This is a genomic window from Acinetobacter sp. YH12201, assembly GCF_013418145.1.
In the GTDB taxonomy this organism is placed as follows: domain Bacteria; phylum Pseudomonadota; class Gammaproteobacteria; order Pseudomonadales; family Moraxellaceae; genus Acinetobacter.
Genome location: NZ_VPCP01000061.1, coordinates 1 through 20,742, shown reverse-complemented (window position 1 = coordinate 20,742; position 20,742 = coordinate 1). Strand labels below are relative to the sequence as shown.

Below are 20,742 nucleotides of genomic sequence, written 5' to 3'. Positions count from 1 at the left end.
CTTTTCCTGCTGGGATTCGAGATTGGATTGAATGTCTCTTAAGCTTTGCCGACAAGAAAGTTGGGACATCAATATGGCAACAAACTGATCCCAGCGGGTGGCTGATCTTAATTTTTGCCCAGAGTGGTGCAGTTTAGCCAGACGTTCAAAATCTTGTCTTAAAATGGGTTTGAGTAATTGATGAAATACGGTATTCTGATGTGACAAAACCTGAGTCATTTATAGTTAAAGTGTTTGTTTGCACTCATATTTTAACTATTTAGACTCAGGTTTTTTTATTTAAAGCAAACTATGGGACAGTAGTGCCGAATGCGGTGCATTTTAGTCTTATTCATGACTGGTGGCATCTGGTTCAATCAGGCTTTTTCCCTGTTTTAAGCTAGCGAGTGCATCGGCATTAAGATCTAGTAGCAAAGAATTGTTTTTGGGATCTATGGCATAATGGCTAATCAATTTCTGGTCCCCATTTAATGTTTCGACCTTGTATTCATCTGCAACGTTTAAAATAGCTTCGAGATTGGTGGTGGTTGCAGCAAAGTCTTGGCGGAAAAGGTCATAGATATCACGCAGGTCAAAAATGGCATCCTGAGCATCTGGGTGTTTCTCGATGTATCTTTCCACATGATGAACTAACAGTTGTGCAAAGAAGAAATATTCAGATTCATGGGCATATTTTAATGTCATTATAGTTTCTCCTGTCTATTCGCTTTTTGAATTTTAAATATCAATATCACAAACTGTTAAACGCATGTCAAAGTGTTGCAAAAAAACCACAAGAATAAAGCAGCTTATGTAAAAGATATGAGGTAATTTCTAAAGCAAAGAAAGGCGGTATTTTTAATACCGTGATGATAGGAAGGAAAATTTAATCAATTTTTCTGATTCCTGTCATTTTTTAAATAAATACTCAAAATAAACTGAACTTTTAGAATCGAAAGAATATTCAACAATAATTGTATTTCTGGATTGCAAAATAAGTGAGCAATATTTCCTCATAAAATCTTAATGTGAGAAAATTTAATAAAAATAACTGTTTTTATTAAATAAAACGATGAAGGTGTTGTGTAAAGGAATAGATGTAAATTAAAAGCGATAATGCTGAAAAAATCATCCAAAAGACTAAGGCTTATGAGCTAGCAAGTGAAATCATAAATCAGGTACAATTGACGGGATTAATTTTGTGTTTGGTGTATTTGAAGGCCAATACATACATTCTTTGTTAATAAATTAGGCCTGCCAGGAGTTATCCCCGCATGAGTGCCATTACTCCATACGATTGGGCAATTATTGCCTTCGTGATCGGCGTTACATTTCTTTGTGTCTTTATGCTCACAGTTCCTTTACTCCTTGGGGGTAAATCATGGGGCCGTGCAAAGCAAGAGCAATTTGAGTCAGGTGTGGTAGGTGCTGGTGGAGCACGCATCCGCTTATCTGCGAAATTCTACTTGGTTGCTATTTTCTTTGTGGTATTTGACCTGGAAGCATTGTATCTCTACGCATGGGCTACATCAGTTCGTGAAGTAGGTTGGTTCGGTTTTACCACTGTTGTAATTTTTGTAGTCGATTTATTGATTGCTTTGATTTATGCGATTGCTGTAGGCGCATTAAACTGGGCACCAACCGATCGTCTCAAAGCGGCAGTGATGAAATCGAAAGTGGGTTCAGCAAATATGAACCTTGCCGATATTACACGCTTCAATTCTATTGAAGAGTTGGTTGTTGATCCTACAGGTCAAATTCCAGCTCAATCATCTGGTCGTGTGAAAAAATCTGCGACTACATCATCTACTAAGGAGTAACCCGGGAATGAAATATACATTAACCCGTGCGAATCCGAATGCTGATCAATATCCACTTCAAGAGCGTCAAATCGTTACTGATCCGCTTGAAGAAGAAGTGAATAAAAATGTGTTCATGACTCGTTTAGAGGATGTAATGCATACAGCTGTAAACTGGGGCCGTAAAAACTCTGTATGGCCCTTTAACTTTGGTACATCTTGCTGTTACGTAGAATATGCAACCACTTTGACGGGTGTGCATGATATGTCGCGTTTCGGTGCCGAGGTTATTCGTGCTTCACCACGTCAGGCGGACTTAATGATCGTTGCAGGGACCTGCTTCGTGAAAATGGCACCTGTAATCCAGCGTTTATATGAGCAAATGTTAGAGCCTAAATGGGTGATTTCAATGGGTGCTTGTGCAAACTCTGGCGGTATGTACGACATTTATTCGGTTGTACAAGGTGTGGATAAAATCATCCCTGTCGATGTGTACATCCCGGGCTGTCCGCCACGTCCTGAAGCATTATTGCAAGCATTAATGTTGTTACAAGACCAAATTCAATTAGAGCGCCGTCCACTTTCAGCGGTTATTGGTGAGGATCTTCAGCCAGTGTATAAGCCAAAGATGCAGCCAGAACGTGACCGTAAGAATGCTGAACGTATTGCCGTGAAAAACTTACGCTCTATGGATGAAATTAAATAATCCGAGCGACAAAATATTGATGCACCCGGTCTGGGTGTAATTGTCGTTCAGGTTGACTGAATTTGTATTGAATAGGAAGCCAAGCCAATGGCTGAAACTGACATTGCTATGCCAGAATCAACGCCTGTTGATTCACGCCCAGCATTTGCAATTATAGAAGAGCTCAAAACCAAATTTGGTGAGAACTTCTTTGTGCAAACGACTTTTGAAGACTTTCCAACAGTCTGGGTTGAGCGCGCACGTGTGCAAGAAGTCTTAATGTTCTTGCGGAAAGTAGAACGTCCTTACGTGATGCTGTTCGATTTGTCTGCGGTAGATGAGCGTTTACGTACTCACCGTGACGGTTTGCCTGCGTCAGACTTCACTGTGTTCTATCACTTGTTGTCGCTAGAGCGTAATACGGATATTCGTATTAAAGTTGCCTTGAATGAGAGTGATCTCAATATTCCAACAGCAACCAACATTTGGCCAAATGCCAACTGGTACGAACGTGAAGCTTACGATATGTTTGGTATCAACTTCGAAGGGCATCCAATGCTCCGTCGTATCTTGTTGCCGACATACTGGGAAGGTCACCCGCTGCGTAAAGAATATTCTGCACGTGCCACTGAATATACACCGTATATGCAGAACCAGGCCAAGCAGGACTTTGAACAGGAGCACCTTCGTTTTGTTCCTGAAGACTGGGGTCTAAAACGCGGTAACGCCGATGAAGACTTCATGTTCCTGAACCTGGGGCCTAACCATCCATCTGCGCACGGTGCGTTCCGTGTGATCTTGCAGCTGGACGGCGAAGAAGTAAAAGACTGTGTGCCTGATATCGGTTATCACCACCGTGGTGTGGAAAAGATGGCTGAACGTCAAACCTGGCATTCATTCATTCCGTATACCGACCGTGTTGACTACCTGGGTGGTTGTGCGCAAAACATGCCTTATGTAATGGGTGTGGAGCAACTGGCGGGAATCACTGTTCCTGACCGTGCGCAATGTATCCGTGTCATGATGTCCGAATTGTTCCGTATCAATAACCACTTGTTGTATATCGGTACTGCAATTCAGGATGCCGGCGGTATGACACCAGTATTCTATATGTTCGCTGACCGTCAAAAAATCTATGACGCCATCGAAGCAATTACTGGTTACCGTATGCACCCGGCGTGGTTCCGTATTGGCGGTACTGCACACGATCTTCCAAACAACTGGCAACACCTCATTCGCGAAATCCTGGACTGGATGCCGAAGCGTATGAACGAGTACTACACAGCAGCATTGAAAAACTCGGTGTTTATCGGTCGTACCCGTAATGTTGCGCAATACGATGCAAAATCTGCATTGGCTTGGGGTGTAACCGGTACAGGTCTACGTGCAACAGGGATTGACTTCGATGTACGTAAATACCGTCCTTATAGCGGTTATGAAAACTATGATTTCGATGTGCCGGTTGAGTACGAAGGCGATGCTTATGCACGTGTTCTGGTTCACTTCCGTGAAATCGAACAGTCACTGAAAATCATCAAGCAATGTCTAGATAACATGCCGTCTGGTGCGTACAAAGCAGACCATCCACTGGCTGTTCCACCACCGAAAGACAAGACACTACAAGATATCGAAACCTTGATTACGCACTTCTTAAGCGTGTCATGGGGTCCTGTAATGCCTGCAGGTGAAGCATCTGTAATGGCGGAAGTGGTAAAAGGTGCGTCTAACTATTATTTGACTTCAGACAAGTCAACCATGAGTTACCGTACCCGTATCCGTACACCGACTTTCACGCACTTACAGCAAATGCCTTCCGTGATTAATGGCAGTCTTGTATCTGACTTGATCATTTATTTAGCGACAATTGACGTCGTAATGGCTGACGTGGATCGCTAAGGGGTAAACGCATTATGATGATTTTGACTGATAAAAAGCCACGTGTGAATGTTGAAGGGATTTTAACTTCGGAAGAAATCCATGAAATTGAACATCACATGGGTCACTACCCGTACCCGCGTGCTGCATGTTTAGATGCGCTGAAGTGTGTACAACGCCGTAATGGTTGGGTAGACGATGCACAAATGAATGCAATTGCTCAAATGCTTAGCATGAGTGTTGCAGATCTTGAAGGTGTTGCGACTTTCTATAACCGTATTTACCGTCAACCGGTCGGTCGTCACGTAATTTTATTATGTGATTCAATCGCATGTTTCTTGATGGGTGCGGAAACTCTGGCAGAAGCGTTCCAGCGTGAATTGGGGATTCAGTTTGGTCAAACCACCGCTGATGGTCGTTTCACTTTATTGCCAATCTGCTGTCTGGGTAACTGTGACAAAGGTCCAACCCTGATGATTGATCAAGACACGCACGGTTTGGTTGAAGTAACTTCAATTAAACAGTTATTGGAGAAGTATGTATGAATACTGAACCAAAACCAATTTATGGCGACGGTAACCCAGAAACTCACCCATTAACATGGCGTTTGAGCAAACAGGAACACGTTCGTAGTGCAGATGATTACGAAGCGTTGGAAGGTTATGCCGGCTTTAAAAAAGCCCTTGGCATGCAACCGAAAGAAGTGCTTGAAGTCATTAAAGCTGCGACTGTAAAAGGTCGTGGTGGTGCAGGTTTCCCGGCAGGGATTAAATGGTCATTGATGGCGCCAAATGATGGCGGCCCTCGTTACCTGATCTGTAATGCCGATGAAATGGAACCGGGTACCTTTAAAGACCGTTTGTTGATGGAAAAACTTCCACATCAATTGATCGAAGGTATGCTGATTGCAGGCTATACCCTTGAAGCAACGCAAGGTTATATCTTCATCCGTGGTGAATACATCGAAGCTGCTCAATACTTGAATGAAGCATTAGAGCAAATTCGTGCCAAAGGTTACCTGGGTGAAAATATCCTGGGTTCTGGCTGGAACTTCGAAATGCATGTGCATACCGGTGCGGGTCGTTATATCTGCGGTGAAGAAACTGCATTGATTAACTCGCTTGAAGGTCGCCGTGCCAATCCGCGTACCAAACCGCCATTCCCGCAAGTTGCAGGTGCTTGGGGTCGCCCTACGATTGTCAACAACGTAGAGACCTACAACAACTTACCTGCGATTATGTTACGTGGTCCAGAATGGTATGTGGGTTTATCTGAAGGTAAATCAAAAGATCCAGGTACCAAAATCTACGGTGCATCGGGTAAGGTGAAATTCCCAGGTCTTTGGGAACTTCCATTCGGTACCACTGCACGCGAAGTGATTGAAGAGCATGCCGGTGGTATGCGTGACGGTCTTAAACTGAAAGCGTGGTTACCAGGTGGTGCATCGACTGACTTCCTGGCAGCAGAGCACATTGACCTGCCGATGGATGCAGAAAGCATCATGAAAGCGGGTTCACGTTTAGGTACGTGTTTGCTGATGGTGGTAGACGAAACTCAATGTATGGTGTCTGCGACTCGTAATTTGGAAGAATTCTTTGCGCGTGAATCATGTGGCTGGTGTACACCTTGCCGTGACGGTTTACCTTGGGCGGTAAAAGCGCTTAAAGCACTGGAAGATGGTACAGGCAAGAAAGAAGATATCGATCACTTACAAGAACTGACTCGTAAGCTTTGGATTGGTAAGACTTTCTGTGCCCATGCTCCAGGTGCAATGGAACCGCTTATGGGCGCACTCAAACATTTCCGTGGCGAATTTGAAGCGAAAGTCGTAAATGCTGCCGCTCAAGTTAGCTCCGTAGAACAAGCTTAAGGAATTCGACTATGGCTACAATTCATGTCGATGGCAAATCGTACGAAGTCAATGGCTCAGAAAACCTGCTACAAGCATGTTTATCTTTGGGCATTGATATCCCGTACTTTTGTTGGCATCCATCCTTAGGTTCTGTCGGTTCTTGCCGTCAATGTGCCGTGACTCAATACGCGAATCCTGAAGATACGCGTGGTCGTTTAGTCATGTCATGTATGACGCCAGCAGCTGACAATACCTACATCTCGATTGAAGACAAAGAAGCAAAAGATTTCCGTGCATCTGTTGTTGAATTCTTGATGACCAACCATCCACACGACTGTCCAGTCTGTGAAGAAGGTGGTCACTGTCATTTACAAGATATGACTGTGATGACTCAGCACGACCGCCGTCGTTACCGTTTCACCAAACGTACGCATTACAACCAGGAACTTGGTTCGTTTATTGCACACGAGATGAACCGTTGTATCGCGTGTTACCGTTGTGTACGTTACTACAAAGACTATGCGGGCGGTACTGACTTTGGCGTGTATGCCAATGCATCACGTGTGTACTTTGGTCGTCCAGAATCAGGCACTTTAGAATCTGAATTCTCGGGTAACCTGACTGAAGTATGTCCAACAGGTGTGTTCACCGACAAAACTCACTCTGAACGTTATAATCGTAAGTGGGACATGCAGTATGCGCCAAGCGTATGCCAAGGCTGTTCTTCAGGCTGTAACATCTCTCCGGGTGAACGTTATGGCGAACTTCGTCGTGTTGAAAACCGTTTCAACGGCGATGTAAACCAATACTTCCTGTGTGACAAAGGCCGTTTCGGTACCGGTTATGTGAACCGTGCAGACCGTCCACGTCAGCCACAATTCCGTGATGGTGCAAACGTAACGACTGTTTCAGTGGATACAGCACTGGATACCGTGATTGAAAAGATTCAGGGCAAAAAAGTTCTGGGTATTGGTTCACCACGTGCATCGCTTGAAACGAACTTCGCATTGCGTGAGCTTGTTGGTCAAGACAACTACTCAACTGGTATGGCTCAAAAAGAGCAAAACCTGGTTGAATTGGCTGCATCGATCATGCAAACCGAGGGTGTTTATAACCCGACCATGCGTGAAATCGAAAGTTATGATGCAGTGCTCATCTTGGGTGAAGATTTAACCCAAACTGCGCCACGTATGGCTTTATCTGTTCGCCAAGCTGCGAAAAACAAAGCCAAAGAAATGGCAGCAGAACGCCGCACCCAAGAATGGTTGGCTGAACCGGTACAACGTATTGGTCAGGATGCAAAATCCCCAATCTACATTCTTGCTGCGACTCAAACGCGTTTAGCTGACGTCGCGACTGGCGAAGTGGTTGCTTCTCCAAACGATATTGCACGTTTAGGCTTTGCGGTTGCTGCGGCAGTTGCAGGTGAAGCGGTTACTGGTTTAGATGACGATGCCAAAGCATTTGCTCAAACCATTGCTGACACTTTAAAAGCGGCGAAGAAACCATTGATCATCTCTGGTACCAGCTTACAAGATGCTGCCATCATGGAAGCTGCTGCACAAGTGGCACAGAACCTGGGTAATGCTGGTTTGACCTTGACTGTTCCTGAAGTGAACTCAATGGGTCTTGCAATCTTCGGTGGTAACAGCCTTGAGCAAGCATTTGCGCAAGACTATGACACTGTTATCATTGTGGAAAATGACCTTTACCGTCGTTTACCTGCTGCTCAAGTCAACGCTGCACTTGCAGGCAAAGACGTGATTGTTCTTGATCACTCTGAAACCGAAACTGTGAAGAAAGCAGATATCGTGCTTTCTGCTGCAAGCTTCGCGGAAGGTGATGGTACTGTGGTATCTCAAGAAGGCCGTGCACAACGTTTCTACCAGGTGTATGACCCAAGCTACTACAAACCGGAACTTGCAATCAAAGAATCTTGGCGCTGGTTACATGCCATTGAAACCGGTGTAAAAGGCAAAGCGATTTCCTGGACCTTGCTGGATGATGTCATTGAATCTGTAGTGAAAAATGTTCCGGCACTTGAAGCCATTCAGGATGTAGCACCAGATGCAGGTTACCGTGTCCATGGCTTGAAGATTGCGCGTGAACCGCGTCGTTACTCTGGTCGTACCTCTATGCGTGCACCATTGTCTGTTCATGAACCTAAACAGCCAATCGATGTCGATTCTGCATTAACGTTCTCTATGGAAGGTTATGTGGGTAATGAAACCCCATCTTCACTGGTTCCATTTGCATGGTCTGCAGGTTGGAACTCTCCACAAGCCTGGAACAAATTCCAGGATCACGTGGGTGGTCACCTAAAAGGTGGCGATTCGGGTATCCGTTTATTTGATCGTTTGGCTAAACGCCCTGCACGTACTTTCGTTGCTCCAGCAGCAGTACTTGCAAATGCTGAAAGCTTCCGTTTAGTGCCAATGCATCATATCTTCGCTTCTGGTGAATTTACGGTGAAAACTCCGGCCATGGAATCACGTATTCCTGAAGCCATGTTTGCAGTAGGTGAACAGGATGCTGCGCGTCTAAACGTTCAAGATGGTCAAAAAATTACTGTGCAAGCAGGTGAGGCGACAATTAGCCTTCCAGTTCAAGTGATCGAATATTTACCGACAGGTTATATCGGTTATCCAGTTGGTCTTGCACCAACGGTTTCACTTGCAGAGCCTGTATCCGTCGCGGTAGGAGTGTAATTCATGAGTCAAGAAATTATACGTCAAACACCGCTATGGGCTGAGAACTGGCCAATCGCTTATTCTGTGATTCAAGCGATTGTGATCTTGCTTGTAGTGGTGCTTGTCGCTGCGTTGATGTCATTCATCGAACGCCGTTTACTTGCGTTATGGCAAGACCGTTACGGTCCAAACCGTGTTGGTCCCGGGGGGATGTTCCAGATCGTTGCCGACATGCTGAAAATCATGTTCAAGGAAGACTGGACGCCTAAGTTTGCCGATAAGCTGACTTTCCGTTTAGCACCTGCAGTTGCCATGGCAACTGCGGTACTTTCGTTCATGGTGATTCCTGTAAGTCCGACAATGGGCGTAGCAGATATGAGCATCGGCCTGTTGTTCTTTATGGCAATGGCTGGTATCGCAGTATATGCCGTGCTATTCGGTGGCTGGTCTTCAAATAACAAATATGCGTTATTGGGTGGTCTGCGTTCTGCAGCTCAAACCATTTCTTATGAAGTGTTCCTAGGGATCTCGCTGATGGGTGTGGTGGCAATTGCCGGTTCATTCAACATGCGTGAAATTGTTGAAGCACAACGCGATGTATGGTTTGTGATTCCACAATTCCTAGGTTTCATTATCTTTATTGTTGCAGGTGTTGCGGTAACGCACCGTCATCCATTTGACCAACCGGAAGCTGAGCAAGAATTGGCGGAAGGTTATCACGTCGAATACGGAGGTATGAAATGGGGTATGTTCTTCGTTGCGGAATATGTCAACGTAGTTCTTATTTCAGCATTAATCGTCACTTTATTCTTTGGCGGTTGGTTAGCACCATTTAACCTAGAAATTCCATTTATTCCACCAGTATTCTGGTTCATTATCAAAACAGCATTCTTTGTGATGATGTTTGTCTTGGCTCGTGGTTCGTTAATGCGTCCACGTTACGATCAGGTGATGAACTTTGGTTGGAAAATTTGTTTGCCATTGGCGTTGGTCAACTTGTTGGTGACTGGTGCTGTGATTCTGATGAATCAGGCCTAGGACAGCAGGGAGTACAAAATGTATAAAATTCTAGCTGGATTCGGGTCAATCGTACGTTCATTGTGGATGGTATTCAGCCACGTGACACGTAAACGTGACACTATTCTTTATCCAGAAGTGCCAGCTGAACAAATTGTTCCGCCGCGTTTCCGTGGTCGTATTGTATTGACACGTGACCCAGATGGTGAAGAACGCTGCGTGGCATGTAACCTGTGTGCGGTTGCCTGTCCGGTTGGCTGTATTTCTTTACAGAAAGCAGAAAAAGAAGATGGTCGCTGGTATCCGGAGTTTTTCCGTATCAACTTCTCGCGTTGTATTTTCTGCGGTATGTGTGAAGAAGCGTGTCCAACGACAGCGATTCAAATGACACCAGATTTCGAGTTAAGTGAATACGTTCGTCAAGACTTGGTCTACGAAAAAGAGAACCTGCTCATTTCAGGTCCTGGTAAATATCCTGACTACAACTTCTACCGTGTAACCGGTATGGCAGTGGCAGGTAAAGATAAAGGTCAGGCACAACGTGAAAGTGCACCAGTTGACGTACGGAGCTTATTACCATGATGTGGCCATTTTATTTGATGGCACTTGTGGCCATTGTTTCTACGGTTCGTGTGGTGACTAACGCGAATCCTGTGCATGCTTTATTAAGCCTGATCGTGTCCCTCCTTGCTGTGGCAGGGATGTTCATGATCGTTGGTGCGCCATTCGCTGGCGCACTAGAAATTATTGTTTATGCCGGCGCGATCATGGTGTTGTTCGTGTTTGTGGTGATGATGCTAAATCTTGGTCAACATACGGTTGAACAGGAACGTAAATGGCTGACTTCATCTGCATGGGCATATCCAGCATTGATGAGTTTCCTGATGGGCTTGGTGCTCGTCTGGATGCTTGGTTCGGATTACACAACCGCAGGTCCGGTGATGGGCACTAAAGTTGTGGGACCTAAAGCTGTAGGTACAGCGCTCTTTACTCACTACTTACTATTGGTAGAAGTTGCCGCAATGTTATTGCTTGCAGCCCTCGTTGCAGCATTCCACTTAGGTAAACGTGAACCAAGTGCAAAAGAGGAAAAAGAATAATGGGCAACATTCCTTTAGAACACGGTTTAATCGTTGCAACCATTCTTTTTGCACTGGGTTTTTACGGTGTAATGGTGCGACGCAACCTACTATTTATGTTGATGAGCCTTGAAATCATGATGAACGCAGCGGCGCTTGCGTTCGTTCTTGCAGGTAGTGCATGGTTACAGCCAGATGGACAAATCATGTTCATCCTGATCTTGACCCTTGCAGCTGCAGAGGCTTGTATTGGTCTTGCGATCGTCCTTCAGTTCTACCATCGCTTCCATCATTTGGATGTGGATGCTGCTAGTGAGATGCGCGGATGAGTTATTTATATTTAACAATTTTATTTCCGCTCATTGGTTTTGTCCTCTTGGCGGCGGGGCGCAATAAGCTTCCTGAAAATGTGGCAGCCATTATTGGTGTGGGTTCAGTCGGTTTATCTGCTTTATTTGCACTGATTGCTGGCATGGGCTTTGTAGACAATGGTTCAGTAGCTCAGGTTCAACATCTTTGGACCTGGTTCAATGTCGGTGGTTTTGCACCAGGCATGAGCTTGCACCTAGACGGCCTGTCATTACTCATGACCGGCATGATCACCGGTGTAGGTTTTCTGATTCACATCTTTGCCTCATGGTACATGCGCGGTGAAGAAGACTTTGCACGTTTCTTCTCTTACTTCAACCTGTTCGTTGCCAGCATGTTGCTGCTCGTTCTTGGCGATAACCTGGCGTTATTGTTCTTGGGTTGGGAAGGCGTAGGTCTTTGCTCTTACTTGCTAATTGGTTACTACTATCAAAACCCGGAAAATGGTTTTGCAGCCATCAAGGCATTTACTGTAACTCGTATCGGTGACGTATTCTTGCTGATTGCATTGTTCCTGATTTTCCAACAATTCGGTACTTTGCATATCGGTACAATCGTTGCCAATGCACCTCAAGTATTAGCGGGTGACCATTCACTTGCGATCTGGACATCTTTAATGTTGTTCCTGGGTGCTGCCGGTAAATCTGCGCAAATTCCATTACAAACATGGTTGGCTGATGCAATGGCAGGTCCTACACCTGTTTCTGCGTTGATCCATGCGGCAACAATGGTAACAGCCGGTGTTTACCTGTGCTGCCGTATGTTCTCCGTGTTTGAAATGACACCAGAAGTGATGATGTTCATTTCGATCACTGGTGCGGTAACATTGATTGTTGCTGGTTTTGCTGCATTGGTTCAAACAGACATCAAACGTATTCTGGCTTACTCAACCATGAGTCAGTTGGGTTATATGTTTATGGCTGTTGGTGCTGAAGCATACCAAGCGGGCCTGTTCCACATGCTTTCACACGCATTCTTCAAGGCATTATTGTTCTTGTCTTCTGGTGCTGTGATTCTGGCTTACCATCACGAACAAAACATCTTCAAAATGGGTGGCTTGTTCAAACATAACAAATTCCTGTTTGCCTGCTTCGCAATTGGTGGTGGTGCGTTGGCTGCCATTCCATTCTTGACCATCGGCTTCTTCTCGAAAGATGCCATCCTTGGTGCAGTTTGGGCACAAAGCCACATTGCAAATCTTCCTATATATAATTGCTTATACTGGACAGGTGTTGCGGGTGCATTCTTAACGTCAATCTATACATTCCGTTTAATCTGGGTTGTATTCTTTGGTAAAGAAAACACGCCTTATCACGAAATCAAAGGTGCAACTTATTGGGCTCCGTTGGGTATCTTGGCGGTACTTTCAACTGGCTTGGCTTACTTCTTGAAAGCACCAGTAGAAGCTGCATTAACCAAAGCCAATATTCCAGCTTTTGTTATTCCTGAAGCGCTTGAAGCAGGTGTACATGGTGCTGAATATACCGCTGTGGGTATTGCATTGGCTGGTCTTGTGGTAGGTATCGTATTATTTGTCTTTGCTTATAATGCAGTGAAAGGTTTTGCCCGTACTTCATTGGGTGCCGGCCTTGCCAATATCTGCCGTAATGCACTTGGTTTTGATGCGTTGTATAACATCGTATTTGTGAAACCATATTTGCTTATCGCGAAAATTTTAGGTCGTGATCCGATTGACGGCCTGTGGTTAGTGCTTCCTGCCATTGTTAAAGGTGGTCATAGCTTCACCAGCTCACGTCAAACAGGTTCATTGCGTGAATACGCATCAAGTATGTCACTCGGTGTAGTGGTATTGCTGATGATCCTGATCGTGATTCAGGTAGTGGGGAAATAAGATGGAAATCACAAACAACTGGATTTTACCCGCGCTGATCCTCGTACCGTTCATTGCAGGTTTTGTATGCTGGATCGTCGACAAGCTCGACGACAAACTACCGCGTTACATTGCGTTATTCGGTATGCTCATTACTTTGGGCTTAACCGTTGCGCTTTGGAATTCCGGTACTTATCACTATGAACTCGGCGCAAAAGTTCCAACTTGGTCTGCCGAATTCATGCTGCCTTGGATTTCCACCCTTGGCATTAACATTCACCTTGCGGTGGATGGTCTTTCACTTCTTATGGTTGGCTTGACTGCATTACTGGGTGTACTTGCAGTGGGCTGTTCATGGGGTGAGATTCAAAAGAACGTTGGTTTCTTCCACTTAAACCTTTTATGGTCTTTGGGTGGTGTGATCGGTGTATTCCTTGCGATTGACTTGTTCCTGTTCTTCTTCTTCTGGGAGATGATGCTGGTACCAATCTACTTCCTGATTGCCTTATGGGGTCATAAGGGAGCAGACGGTAAGTCACGCGTTTATGCTGCGACCAAGTTCTTCATCTATACCCAGGTAGCAGGTTTGATCATGTTGATCGGTATTCTAGGCCTTGTGGTTTACGGATACATGATGACGGGCATGATCGGCTTCGATTACAACTACCTGTTAGGTGTGGCGAATACGCTTGATGCACAGTTGCCATCAGTGGCTTATGCCTTGATGATCTGTATGTTCATCGGTTTCGCTGTAAAACTTCCAGTGTTCCCATTGCACGGCTGGTTACCAGATGCGCATGCTCAAGCACCGACAGCCGGTTCTGTCGACTTGGCAGGTATCCTGATTAAGACTGCTGCATACGGTCTGCTTCGTTTTGTTATGCCATTCTTCCCGGCGGCTTCTGCACAGTTTGCAGATATCGCGATCATCTTCGGTTTAGTCGGTGTGTTCTACGGTGCCTGGTGTGCTTTCCAGCAAACCGATATGAAACGTTTGCTGGCGTATACTTCTATTTCGCACATGGGCTTTGTATTACTTGCACTTTACGCAGGTAATATCCTGACTTTCCAAGGCTTAATGATCATGATGCTGGCACATGGCCTGTCATCTGCTGCCTTGTTCATTATGTGTGGTCAAGTGTACGAGCGTGTTCATACGCGCGACTTACGTTTAATGGGTGGTATGCGCGGTCAATTCCCGTACCTTGCTTTCTTCCTGATGTTCTTTATTGCTGCGCTTGTCGGTATTCCAGGTTTAGGTAACTTTATTGGTGAATTCCTGATTTTGATGGGTTCATTCAACAAATTCCCAGCCTTTACCATTGTGGCAGCGACCAGCTTGGTATTGGCAGGTCTTTATGGCTTGATCCTGATTCACAAAGCATTGTTTGGTACGCCAAATGAAGAGCAAAAACAAAATTATACAAGCCCATTGAAAGACTTGAATGCGCGTGAGATTGTTATTTTGTTAGTGTGTGCTTTTGGTCTACTATGGCTCGGTATCTATCCACAAAGCTTCCTTGATATTTCAAATTCAAGCATGGCGTGGTTAGCAAACAGCTATATCCCAGTTCAAGAAGTTGTCGATGCGACTCAACAGGTCGTATCTCAACAAAATGTGGAGATCCAATAAGCCATGAACTTCACAATGTCATTTTCCGAGCTTATGCCATTAGCTCCTGTGATGATCGTGGCTTTAACTGCGATCGTAGTGATGCTTCTCATTGCAATTAAACGTAACCATAATTTAATTGCAACAGCCTCTGTAGTCGGCTTGAACCTTGCTGCAGCCTATGTCCTGATTGCAATGTTCGGTGGTGCTTTTGCACCAGCGAACGTGATGGGCATGTTTATGCTTGACCCATTTACCTTGCTGTACCAATTGGTCATTCTGATTGCTGCACTGGCTTGCTGTACCTTGTCACATGCTTATATTGAAAGCTATCAAGATAACCGTGAAGAACTGTATATCCTGATGCTGTGCTCGGTAGCGGGCGCAATGCTGATGGTGGCAAGTTCTCATTATGCATCTTTCTTCATTAGCCTTGAGCTAATGTCGATTCCTGTATACGGTCTTTTGGCTTATACACACCAACGTTCACAATCGCTAGAAGCGGGTATTAAATACCTTGTTCTTTCAGCAACTGCTTCTGCAATGTTGTTGATGGGCATGGCATATATCTATGCTTATACCGGTTCATTGTCTTTCTATGACAATGTTCAGGCCTTGATGCAAGCCATCAAACAGCCAATGGTGATTTTAGGTCTAGGCTTAATCGTTTTTGCCGTGGCATTTAAATTGTCTCTTGCGCCATTCCATAAATGGACGCCAGACGTGTATGCAGGTGCTCCAGCGCCAATCGCAACATTCCTTGCGACTGTGGCTAAAGTGGCAACCATTGGTCTGTTTGTACGTTATTTACTTGCTTCAGGCGCAATCCTGGTAGATTCAATCGTAACGATCATCACGATTATTGCGGTGCTTTCTATTCTGGTGGGTAACTTCCTTGCAGTACGTCAAGTCAACCTGAAACGTATTCTGGGTTACTCTTCAATTGCGCACTTTGGTTATTTGCTGATTGGTTTAATCAGCATGACTTATGCAAGCCTGGGTAACGTATCTGTATACGTAATCACTTATGTATTGACGACGATTGGTGCATTTGGTGTTGTCGCGTTGATGTCTAGTCCGTATAACAATGCAGATGAAGCACAAAGTCTGGCAGATTACCGTGGTTTGTTCTGGCGCCGTCCAGTATTGACTGCGACCTTGACTGTCATGATGTTATCTCTTGCGGGTATTCCATTGACTGCAGGCTTCATTGGTAAGTTCTTGGTGGTGATGGCTGCGGTAACAACCCAGCACTGGTTCCTTGCTGCCATGATTGTAGTGGGTTCAGGTATTGGTCTGTACTATTACCTTCGTGTGATGGTGGTGATGTATATGACTCCGCCAGATACGCCACGTATTGATGCCGACAAACATTGGGGTCAGAAAGTGGGTGGTATTATGGTGCTTGCTGCGGCATTGGCTGTATTGATCATTGGTGTTTATCCTGATCCAATCATCAAATTGGCGCTTCAAGCGGAGATTTTATCTCCATTGCATTTCATGCTATCTCAACAGTAATCTAAAAAAACTATAAGTTTTTTCTAAAAAGCCTCCTTTCATAGGGGGCTTTTTGGTTTATAAGAGATATAAAAAACATTTATAATAGCTGAAATTTTATCTCATCTTTTAGGTGCTCTCCCGTGGCTATTCATGAAATCCGTCATCCACTTATCCGACATAAACTTGGTTTGCTACGTCGTGCAGACATCAGTACAAAAAACTTCCGCGAACTAGCGCAAGAAGTGACCATGCTTCTGACTTATGAAGCAACCAAAGACTTGCCGATGTGTGAGCATGAAATTGACGGCTGGAATGGCAAAGTTACTGTAGACAGTATTGCGGGTAAAAAAATTACCGTTGTTCCTATTCTGCGTGCAGGTATTGGCATGTTAGATGGGTTTTTGAACCTGATTCCAAGTGCCAAAGTTTCTGTATTGGGTCTTGAGCGTGATGAAGAAACCTTGCAAGCACGTACTTATTATAAAAAACTGGTTCCCGATGTACAAAACCGTTTGGCGATGATTATCGACCCGATGCTGGCAACCGGTTCTTCATTGGTTGCAGCCATTGATGTATTGAAGGCGAGCGGCTGTAAAGATATCCGTGTCATGGTCTTAGTTGCAGCGCCTGAAGGCATTAAAAAAGTAGAAGAAAAACACCCAGATGTGACAATTTTCACAGCAGCTATTGATGACGGTCTCAACGAAAATGGTTATATCGTTCCGGGTCTTGGCGATGCAGGCGATAAAATTTTCGGTTCAGTGCAAAAAGACTGAGCCTGGAAGACAAATTAAAAGAGGCTTCAGGCCTCTTTTTTTATATACTGTAAACATGGCATTTTTTAGCATAGGGCAGCAGCATGAAAGATGAATTACATCAGGGTAAAATCAAAAAGTATGACCCTGAAAAAGGCTTTGGTTTTATTGGTTCGGCTGAAGGGGATATTTTCTTTCATATTTCAGATTTCCCTGCGGCAGAAGGCGAACCGAAACGTAATGAACGGGTAAAATTTGCGGCTGTTAAAAATGGTGACAAGTACAAGGCTGTTCGTATAGAACGTGTTGCAGATCACTCAGCAAAAGCAAAAAAATCGAAAGTATCCGAGCATAATAAATCGATTACATCCGCCTTGTTGTCGAATTTTCGAGGTTGATGCTTCTGCTTTTGATTGCAGCATGATGATGTTCAGGATTGCTTTTGACAATCATTGGAAAAGAGGCTTTTGGGCCTCTTTTTTATTATAATAAGAAAAAATATAAATGAAAAAGAGTATTTTATGTTTGTTCAGGGGAAAGTCAAAACTTATAACGCAGAGCGCGGTTTTGGATTTATTGCAGTAGAGGAAGGCGCAGTGAAAGATATTTTCTTTCACATTAAAGATGTGCCCAATAGCACTATCGAACCTAAAGTCGGGGAGAAGTTAAAATTTATTATTGTGGAAGATGATGGCAAGTTTAAAGCCGACCGTATTGTACGACTGGATCTACAGTCTGCCTCAGCGGAGAGTATAGCTGCCAAGCCAGTAGGTACAAAAAAGAAAACTGCTTCACCACGTTATAATAAGGCTTCATATAAAGGCCGAATCTTATCTGCTATTGCCTTGATCATTCTGGCACTGCTTGCTGTGATCGGTTATGGTCAATATCAGGATTATCGCACGGCAGAGCAGCTGAAAGCGCAACAGTTGATTATAGAGCAACAGCGTATTGTGTCACAACAGCGAGAAGCACTGGGGGATTTACCGGAAGCAGTTTTGTCGGAGCAGGGGCAGCGTAATCTGGCAGGTGAAACTTACAATACCACTAAACCGCGCTCGGAAAAGATTAATGCCAGTATTGATCAGCAAAATGGGGTGAGATTAGCAACAGCACAATTTAAATGTGATGAACGGCAACATTGCAGTCAAATGAATTCAAGAGCAGAAGCTGTGTGGTATGTACAAAACTGCCCAAATCATAAGATGGATGGTGATGGTGACGGTATACCTTGTGAAAATGATTCACGCTGGTAATAAAAAAAGCGCCTAAATGGCGCTTTTTTTAAATCGTTTTTTATTCTTCACAGAATTTCATAAAGGCTTTAAGGCCGGGTCCCTGATATTTCTGACGATGAACCAACATGAATAAAGGACGAGTCAGTTGCCAGAAAGGAGTTTCCAAAATGACCAGCTGACCTTTTTCACGTAAAGGTTCAATGGCGAGTTTAGAAATACAGGACATCCCGATACCTCCCGCCACAATTTTTAAAATCGCTTCATTATGGCCTAAAGTGAGGCGGATATTGGCATCTGGCAGGTCTTTTAAAATGGCATTGTCAAACACCTCACGGGTCCCTGAACCTTCTTCACGTAAAATCCATTCGACATGGTCAAAATCTTTAGCGGTAATTGCGCGGTCCAGTTTTGCCAATGGATGCTCTGGTGAACAGCATACCGCCAGTTCATCATCGCGCCAGTGTATACACTGCAGCTGTGGCAAATGACAGGACCCTTCAATTAAGGCTAAATCCAGCTGGAACTGGTTGACTGCTTCAATCATCTGACGGGTGTTGCCTACTTGCAACTGCAAATGTGCTTGCGGCTGAATTTGCAAAAAGTCTGCCATCAGGTCCGGCATCAGGTAATCGCTAATGGTTAAGGTTGCCCCCAGGCGCAGGTCAATACTTTGTAATTCACCTTTAGCCGCCTGTTCAAAAGCTTCGCAGCGACCTAAAATTTCTAGTGCTTGTGGAAGTAGAAAACGACCTAAATCATTGAGTTGCAGACGCTTGCCAAGACGGTCGAATAGAGGTGCACCCAAGCCATCTTCCAAATCTGCTAAAGCCATACTTGCAGCACTTTGCGTGAGTTTGACAGCATCGCTGGCTTTGGTTACTGTGCCTTCTTGTGCAACTGCTACAAAAACAGCCAACTGGCGTAAGGTCATGCGCATGAATAGAGCCTTAACATTTAAAAAATATTAATAAATTATGTGGTCATGCTACCATGAGCACAGTCTTTCATGCCACGTTGAAATCATGTCAATTGAAAAATTTAGCTTAGAAAAAGTTTTATCTGTACATCGCTGGACCAATACCTTATTCAGTTTTACCATGACACGACCTGCACATTTTAAATTTACTGCAGGGCAGTTTGCACGTATTGGCCTAAAAGTGGGCGATGAACTGGTGGTTCGGGCTTATTCCGTGGTGTCATCCCCCTTTGATGAAACCCTAGAGTTCTTTTCAATTGTAGTGCCAAATGGTGCATTTACATCTAACCTGCAACATTTACAGGTTGGTGATGAACTGTACCTGGAAAAAATTCCTTATGGTTTTTTAACCTTGGCGCGTTATCAGCTCCCATTACCGCATGACTTGTGGCTACTCGCGACTGGCACAGGTTTGGCACCGTTTATTTCCATGCTACAAGACTTTGAAACCTGGTCGAAATATCAAAAGATCAATCTGGTTTATAGTGTGCGTACGGAAGCCGAACTGGCTTATGTCGAGCGTATTCAGGAAATAGCTGAAACCTTTGGCGAAGGTCATACGGGCTTTAAATTTGTCCCGATTATTACCCGGAATCCCGATGCAGCGTTGCATGACCGTTTACCGGTATTGATTGAAAATGGTGAACTGGAAAAAGCGGTAGGGCTACAATTCAATGTAGATACCAGTCATGTGATGCTTTGCGGTAACCCACAAATGGTGGAAGATACTAAAGAAGCATTAAAAGCACATGGCTTGAAAATGAACCGCCGTGGTGAAGGTAATATTGCGGTCGAAAATTATTGGTAATCGCATTTAGAGTTCCTCCCTTTTTAAAGGTGAGAAGCATTGCTTCGCAAGGGAGGGATTAAAAGGAATAATTTAACCTGAGTTCGACGAAATCTGCTTAGCCTTTTAGCATATTTTGGAAAGTTGGCTTATTGGGATTCAAACAATAAGCCACTACAGCAGCCATGATATTCACCATGAAGTTATTTACCGAACGATGACGTGAATGTTCAAGTTGATGTAAATTTTTTAATTGATCATTCACGGTTTCGATCAATCCTCTTCTGCAAAGTAATTGTTTTTCTTCTTCAGTTTGGATGGGTTTATTTTTCATATTCCGACGTGATGGGGTCAATATTTTCAGTCCTCTTGCTGCTAAAGTTTCGGCTTTTGCTTTGCTCAAATAGCCTTTGTCTCCGAGTAGGATTCCTTTTAATTCTTGAGTTAAAGATTCTAATATAGCAACATCATGAACATTTCCCGATGTCAGTTTGAGATTAATAATTTCACCTAAATTATTGATAACGATATGTAATTTAAAACCATAAAACCAACCCGTACTACTTTTTCCGTAAGCGTCCGCTGAATCCCATGCCTATTTTTTAATTTTGGTCGGATTTCCAGCGGTGTGGCAGTAATTCTTCTATTTGGGTCACTTTATGCGTCGGCAGCCTTTTCAGCACATCACTTAAATAGGC

General features: G+C 44.3%; 21 protein-coding genes and 1 pseudogene. 17 read left to right on the top strand and 5 right to left on the bottom strand.

Annotated elements, in window-relative coordinates; translation table 11 throughout:
- Window positions 1-207, bottom strand: a 207-nt coding sequence (locus FTU91_RS11880) for a DUF4372 domain-containing protein (RefSeq protein ID WP_136695017.1), incomplete at its 3' end; no start/stop codon positions are given.
- 120 nt (window positions 208-327) lie between these two features.
- A complete protein-coding gene (locus FTU91_RS11875) occupies window positions 328-684 on the bottom strand; it encodes a hypothetical protein (RefSeq protein WP_086196040.1) in 357 nt (118 codons plus the stop codon).
- Between the two features lie 569 nt (window positions 685-1,253).
- Here FTU91_RS11875 and ndhC point away from each other — a divergent pair.
- From ndhC to FTU91_RS11795, 16 genes are all read left to right on the top strand, one after another.
- Window positions 1,254-1,799, top strand: a complete 546-nt coding sequence (gene ndhC, locus FTU91_RS11870; RefSeq protein ID WP_086196039.1) for an NADH-quinone oxidoreductase subunit A — start codon at window positions 1,254-1,256, stop codon at window positions 1,797-1,799.
- A 7-nt stretch (window positions 1,800-1,806) separates the two neighbouring features.
- Complete coding sequence (locus tag FTU91_RS11865) at window positions 1,807-2,484, top strand: NADH-quinone oxidoreductase subunit B family protein (protein ID WP_180082261.1); 678 nt, start codon at window positions 1,807-1,809, stop codon at window positions 2,482-2,484.
- Window positions 2,485-2,571: 87 nt separating this feature from the next.
- On the top strand, window positions 2,572-4,359 hold the full coding sequence (gene nuoC, locus FTU91_RS11860; protein WP_086196037.1) for an NADH-quinone oxidoreductase subunit C/D: 1,788 nt from the start codon (window positions 2,572-2,574) through the stop codon (window positions 4,357-4,359).
- 14 nt (window positions 4,360-4,373) lie between these two features.
- Entirely contained in the window at window positions 4,374-4,883 is a 510-nt protein-coding gene (gene nuoE, locus FTU91_RS11855; RefSeq protein WP_086196036.1) for an NADH-quinone oxidoreductase subunit NuoE, read from the top strand.
- The gene (gene nuoF, locus FTU91_RS11850; protein ID WP_180082260.1) at window positions 4,880-6,208 is read left to right on the top strand and encodes an NADH-quinone oxidoreductase subunit NuoF; all 1,329 of its coding nucleotides are present in this window, start codon (window positions 4,880-4,882) and stop codon (window positions 6,206-6,208) included. The genes nuoE and nuoF overlap by 4 nt, the downstream gene beginning before the upstream one ends.
- A gap of 11 nt (window positions 6,209-6,219) precedes the next feature.
- The gene (gene nuoG / locus FTU91_RS11845; protein ID WP_180082259.1) at window positions 6,220-8,898 is read left to right on the top strand and encodes an NADH-quinone oxidoreductase subunit NuoG; all 2,679 of its coding nucleotides are present in this window, start codon (window positions 6,220-6,222) and stop codon (window positions 8,896-8,898) included.
- Window positions 8,899-8,901: 3 nt separating this feature from the next.
- Window positions 8,902-9,918 (top strand): NADH-quinone oxidoreductase subunit NuoH, encoded by a 1,017-nt coding sequence (gene nuoH, locus FTU91_RS11840; protein WP_180042484.1) that lies wholly within the window; start codon window positions 8,902-8,904, stop codon window positions 9,916-9,918.
- Between the two features lie 18 nt (window positions 9,919-9,936).
- Window positions 9,937-10,479, top strand: a complete 543-nt coding sequence (gene nuoI / locus FTU91_RS11835) for an NADH-quinone oxidoreductase subunit NuoI (RefSeq protein WP_086196032.1) — start codon at window positions 9,937-9,939, stop codon at window positions 10,477-10,479.
- Window positions 10,479-10,997 (top strand): NADH-quinone oxidoreductase subunit J, encoded by a 519-nt coding sequence (gene nuoJ / locus FTU91_RS11830; RefSeq protein WP_171521992.1) that lies wholly within the window; start codon window positions 10,479-10,481, stop codon window positions 10,995-10,997. The genes nuoI and nuoJ overlap by 1 nt, the downstream gene beginning before the upstream one ends.
- Window positions 10,997-11,305: an NADH-quinone oxidoreductase subunit NuoK gene (gene nuoK / locus FTU91_RS11825; RefSeq protein WP_004651041.1), complete on the top strand. Its 309-nt coding sequence runs from the start codon at window positions 10,997-10,999 to the stop codon at window positions 11,303-11,305. Before nuoJ ends, nuoK begins: the two co-directional genes overlap by 1 nt.
- On the top strand, window positions 11,302-13,197 hold the full coding sequence (gene nuoL / locus FTU91_RS11820; protein WP_180082258.1) for an NADH-quinone oxidoreductase subunit L: 1,896 nt from the start codon (window positions 11,302-11,304) through the stop codon (window positions 13,195-13,197). Before nuoK ends, nuoL begins: the two co-directional genes overlap by 4 nt.
- Before the next feature lie 7 nt (window positions 13,198-13,204).
- On the top strand, window positions 13,205-14,809 hold the full coding sequence (nuoM, locus tag FTU91_RS11815) for an NADH-quinone oxidoreductase subunit M (RefSeq protein ID WP_180082262.1): 1,605 nt from the start codon (window positions 13,205-13,207) through the stop codon (window positions 14,807-14,809).
- Between the two features lie 3 nt (window positions 14,810-14,812).
- A complete protein-coding gene (gene nuoN / locus FTU91_RS11810) occupies window positions 14,813-16,306 on the top strand; it encodes an NADH-quinone oxidoreductase subunit NuoN (RefSeq protein ID WP_166167762.1) in 1,494 nt (497 codons plus the stop codon).
- A gap of 122 nt (window positions 16,307-16,428) precedes the next feature.
- Window positions 16,429-17,064 (top strand): uracil phosphoribosyltransferase, encoded by a 636-nt coding sequence (gene upp, locus FTU91_RS11805; RefSeq protein ID WP_180082257.1) that lies wholly within the window; start codon window positions 16,429-16,431, stop codon window positions 17,062-17,064.
- An 83-nt stretch (window positions 17,065-17,147) separates the two neighbouring features.
- Window positions 17,148-17,441, top strand: a complete 294-nt coding sequence (locus FTU91_RS11800; protein WP_180082256.1) for a cold shock domain-containing protein — start codon at window positions 17,148-17,150, stop codon at window positions 17,439-17,441.
- Between the two features lie 123 nt (window positions 17,442-17,564).
- Window positions 17,565-18,299: a cold shock domain-containing protein gene (locus FTU91_RS11795; protein ID WP_180082255.1), complete on the top strand. Its 735-nt coding sequence runs from the start codon at window positions 17,565-17,567 to the stop codon at window positions 18,297-18,299.
- A 40-nt stretch (window positions 18,300-18,339) separates the two neighbouring features.
- Here the strand turns inward: FTU91_RS11795 and gigC are convergent, their stop codons facing one another.
- Window positions 18,340-19,218: a LysR family transcriptional regulator GigC gene (gigC, locus tag FTU91_RS11790; protein ID WP_166167753.1), complete on the bottom strand. Its 879-nt coding sequence runs from the start codon at window positions 19,216-19,218 to the stop codon at window positions 18,340-18,342.
- An 85-nt stretch (window positions 19,219-19,303) separates the two neighbouring features.
- Between gigC and FTU91_RS11785 the strand changes: the two genes are divergently transcribed.
- Complete coding sequence (locus FTU91_RS11785; protein ID WP_180082254.1) at window positions 19,304-20,065, top strand: ferredoxin--NADP reductase; 762 nt, start codon at window positions 19,304-19,306, stop codon at window positions 20,063-20,065.
- Window positions 20,066-20,162: 97 nt separating this feature from the next.
- Here the strand turns inward: FTU91_RS11785 and FTU91_RS11780 are convergent.
- Both FTU91_RS11780 and FTU91_RS11775 read right to left on the bottom strand, forming a co-directional pair.
- Window positions 20,163-20,615, bottom strand: a pseudogene (locus FTU91_RS11780) (IS982 family transposase); the annotation flags it as partial.
- 31 nt (window positions 20,616-20,646) lie between these two features.
- Window positions 20,647-20,742: transposase domain-containing protein (locus FTU91_RS11775; protein WP_151760394.1), on the bottom strand; the 96-nt coding region annotated here is incomplete at its 5' end.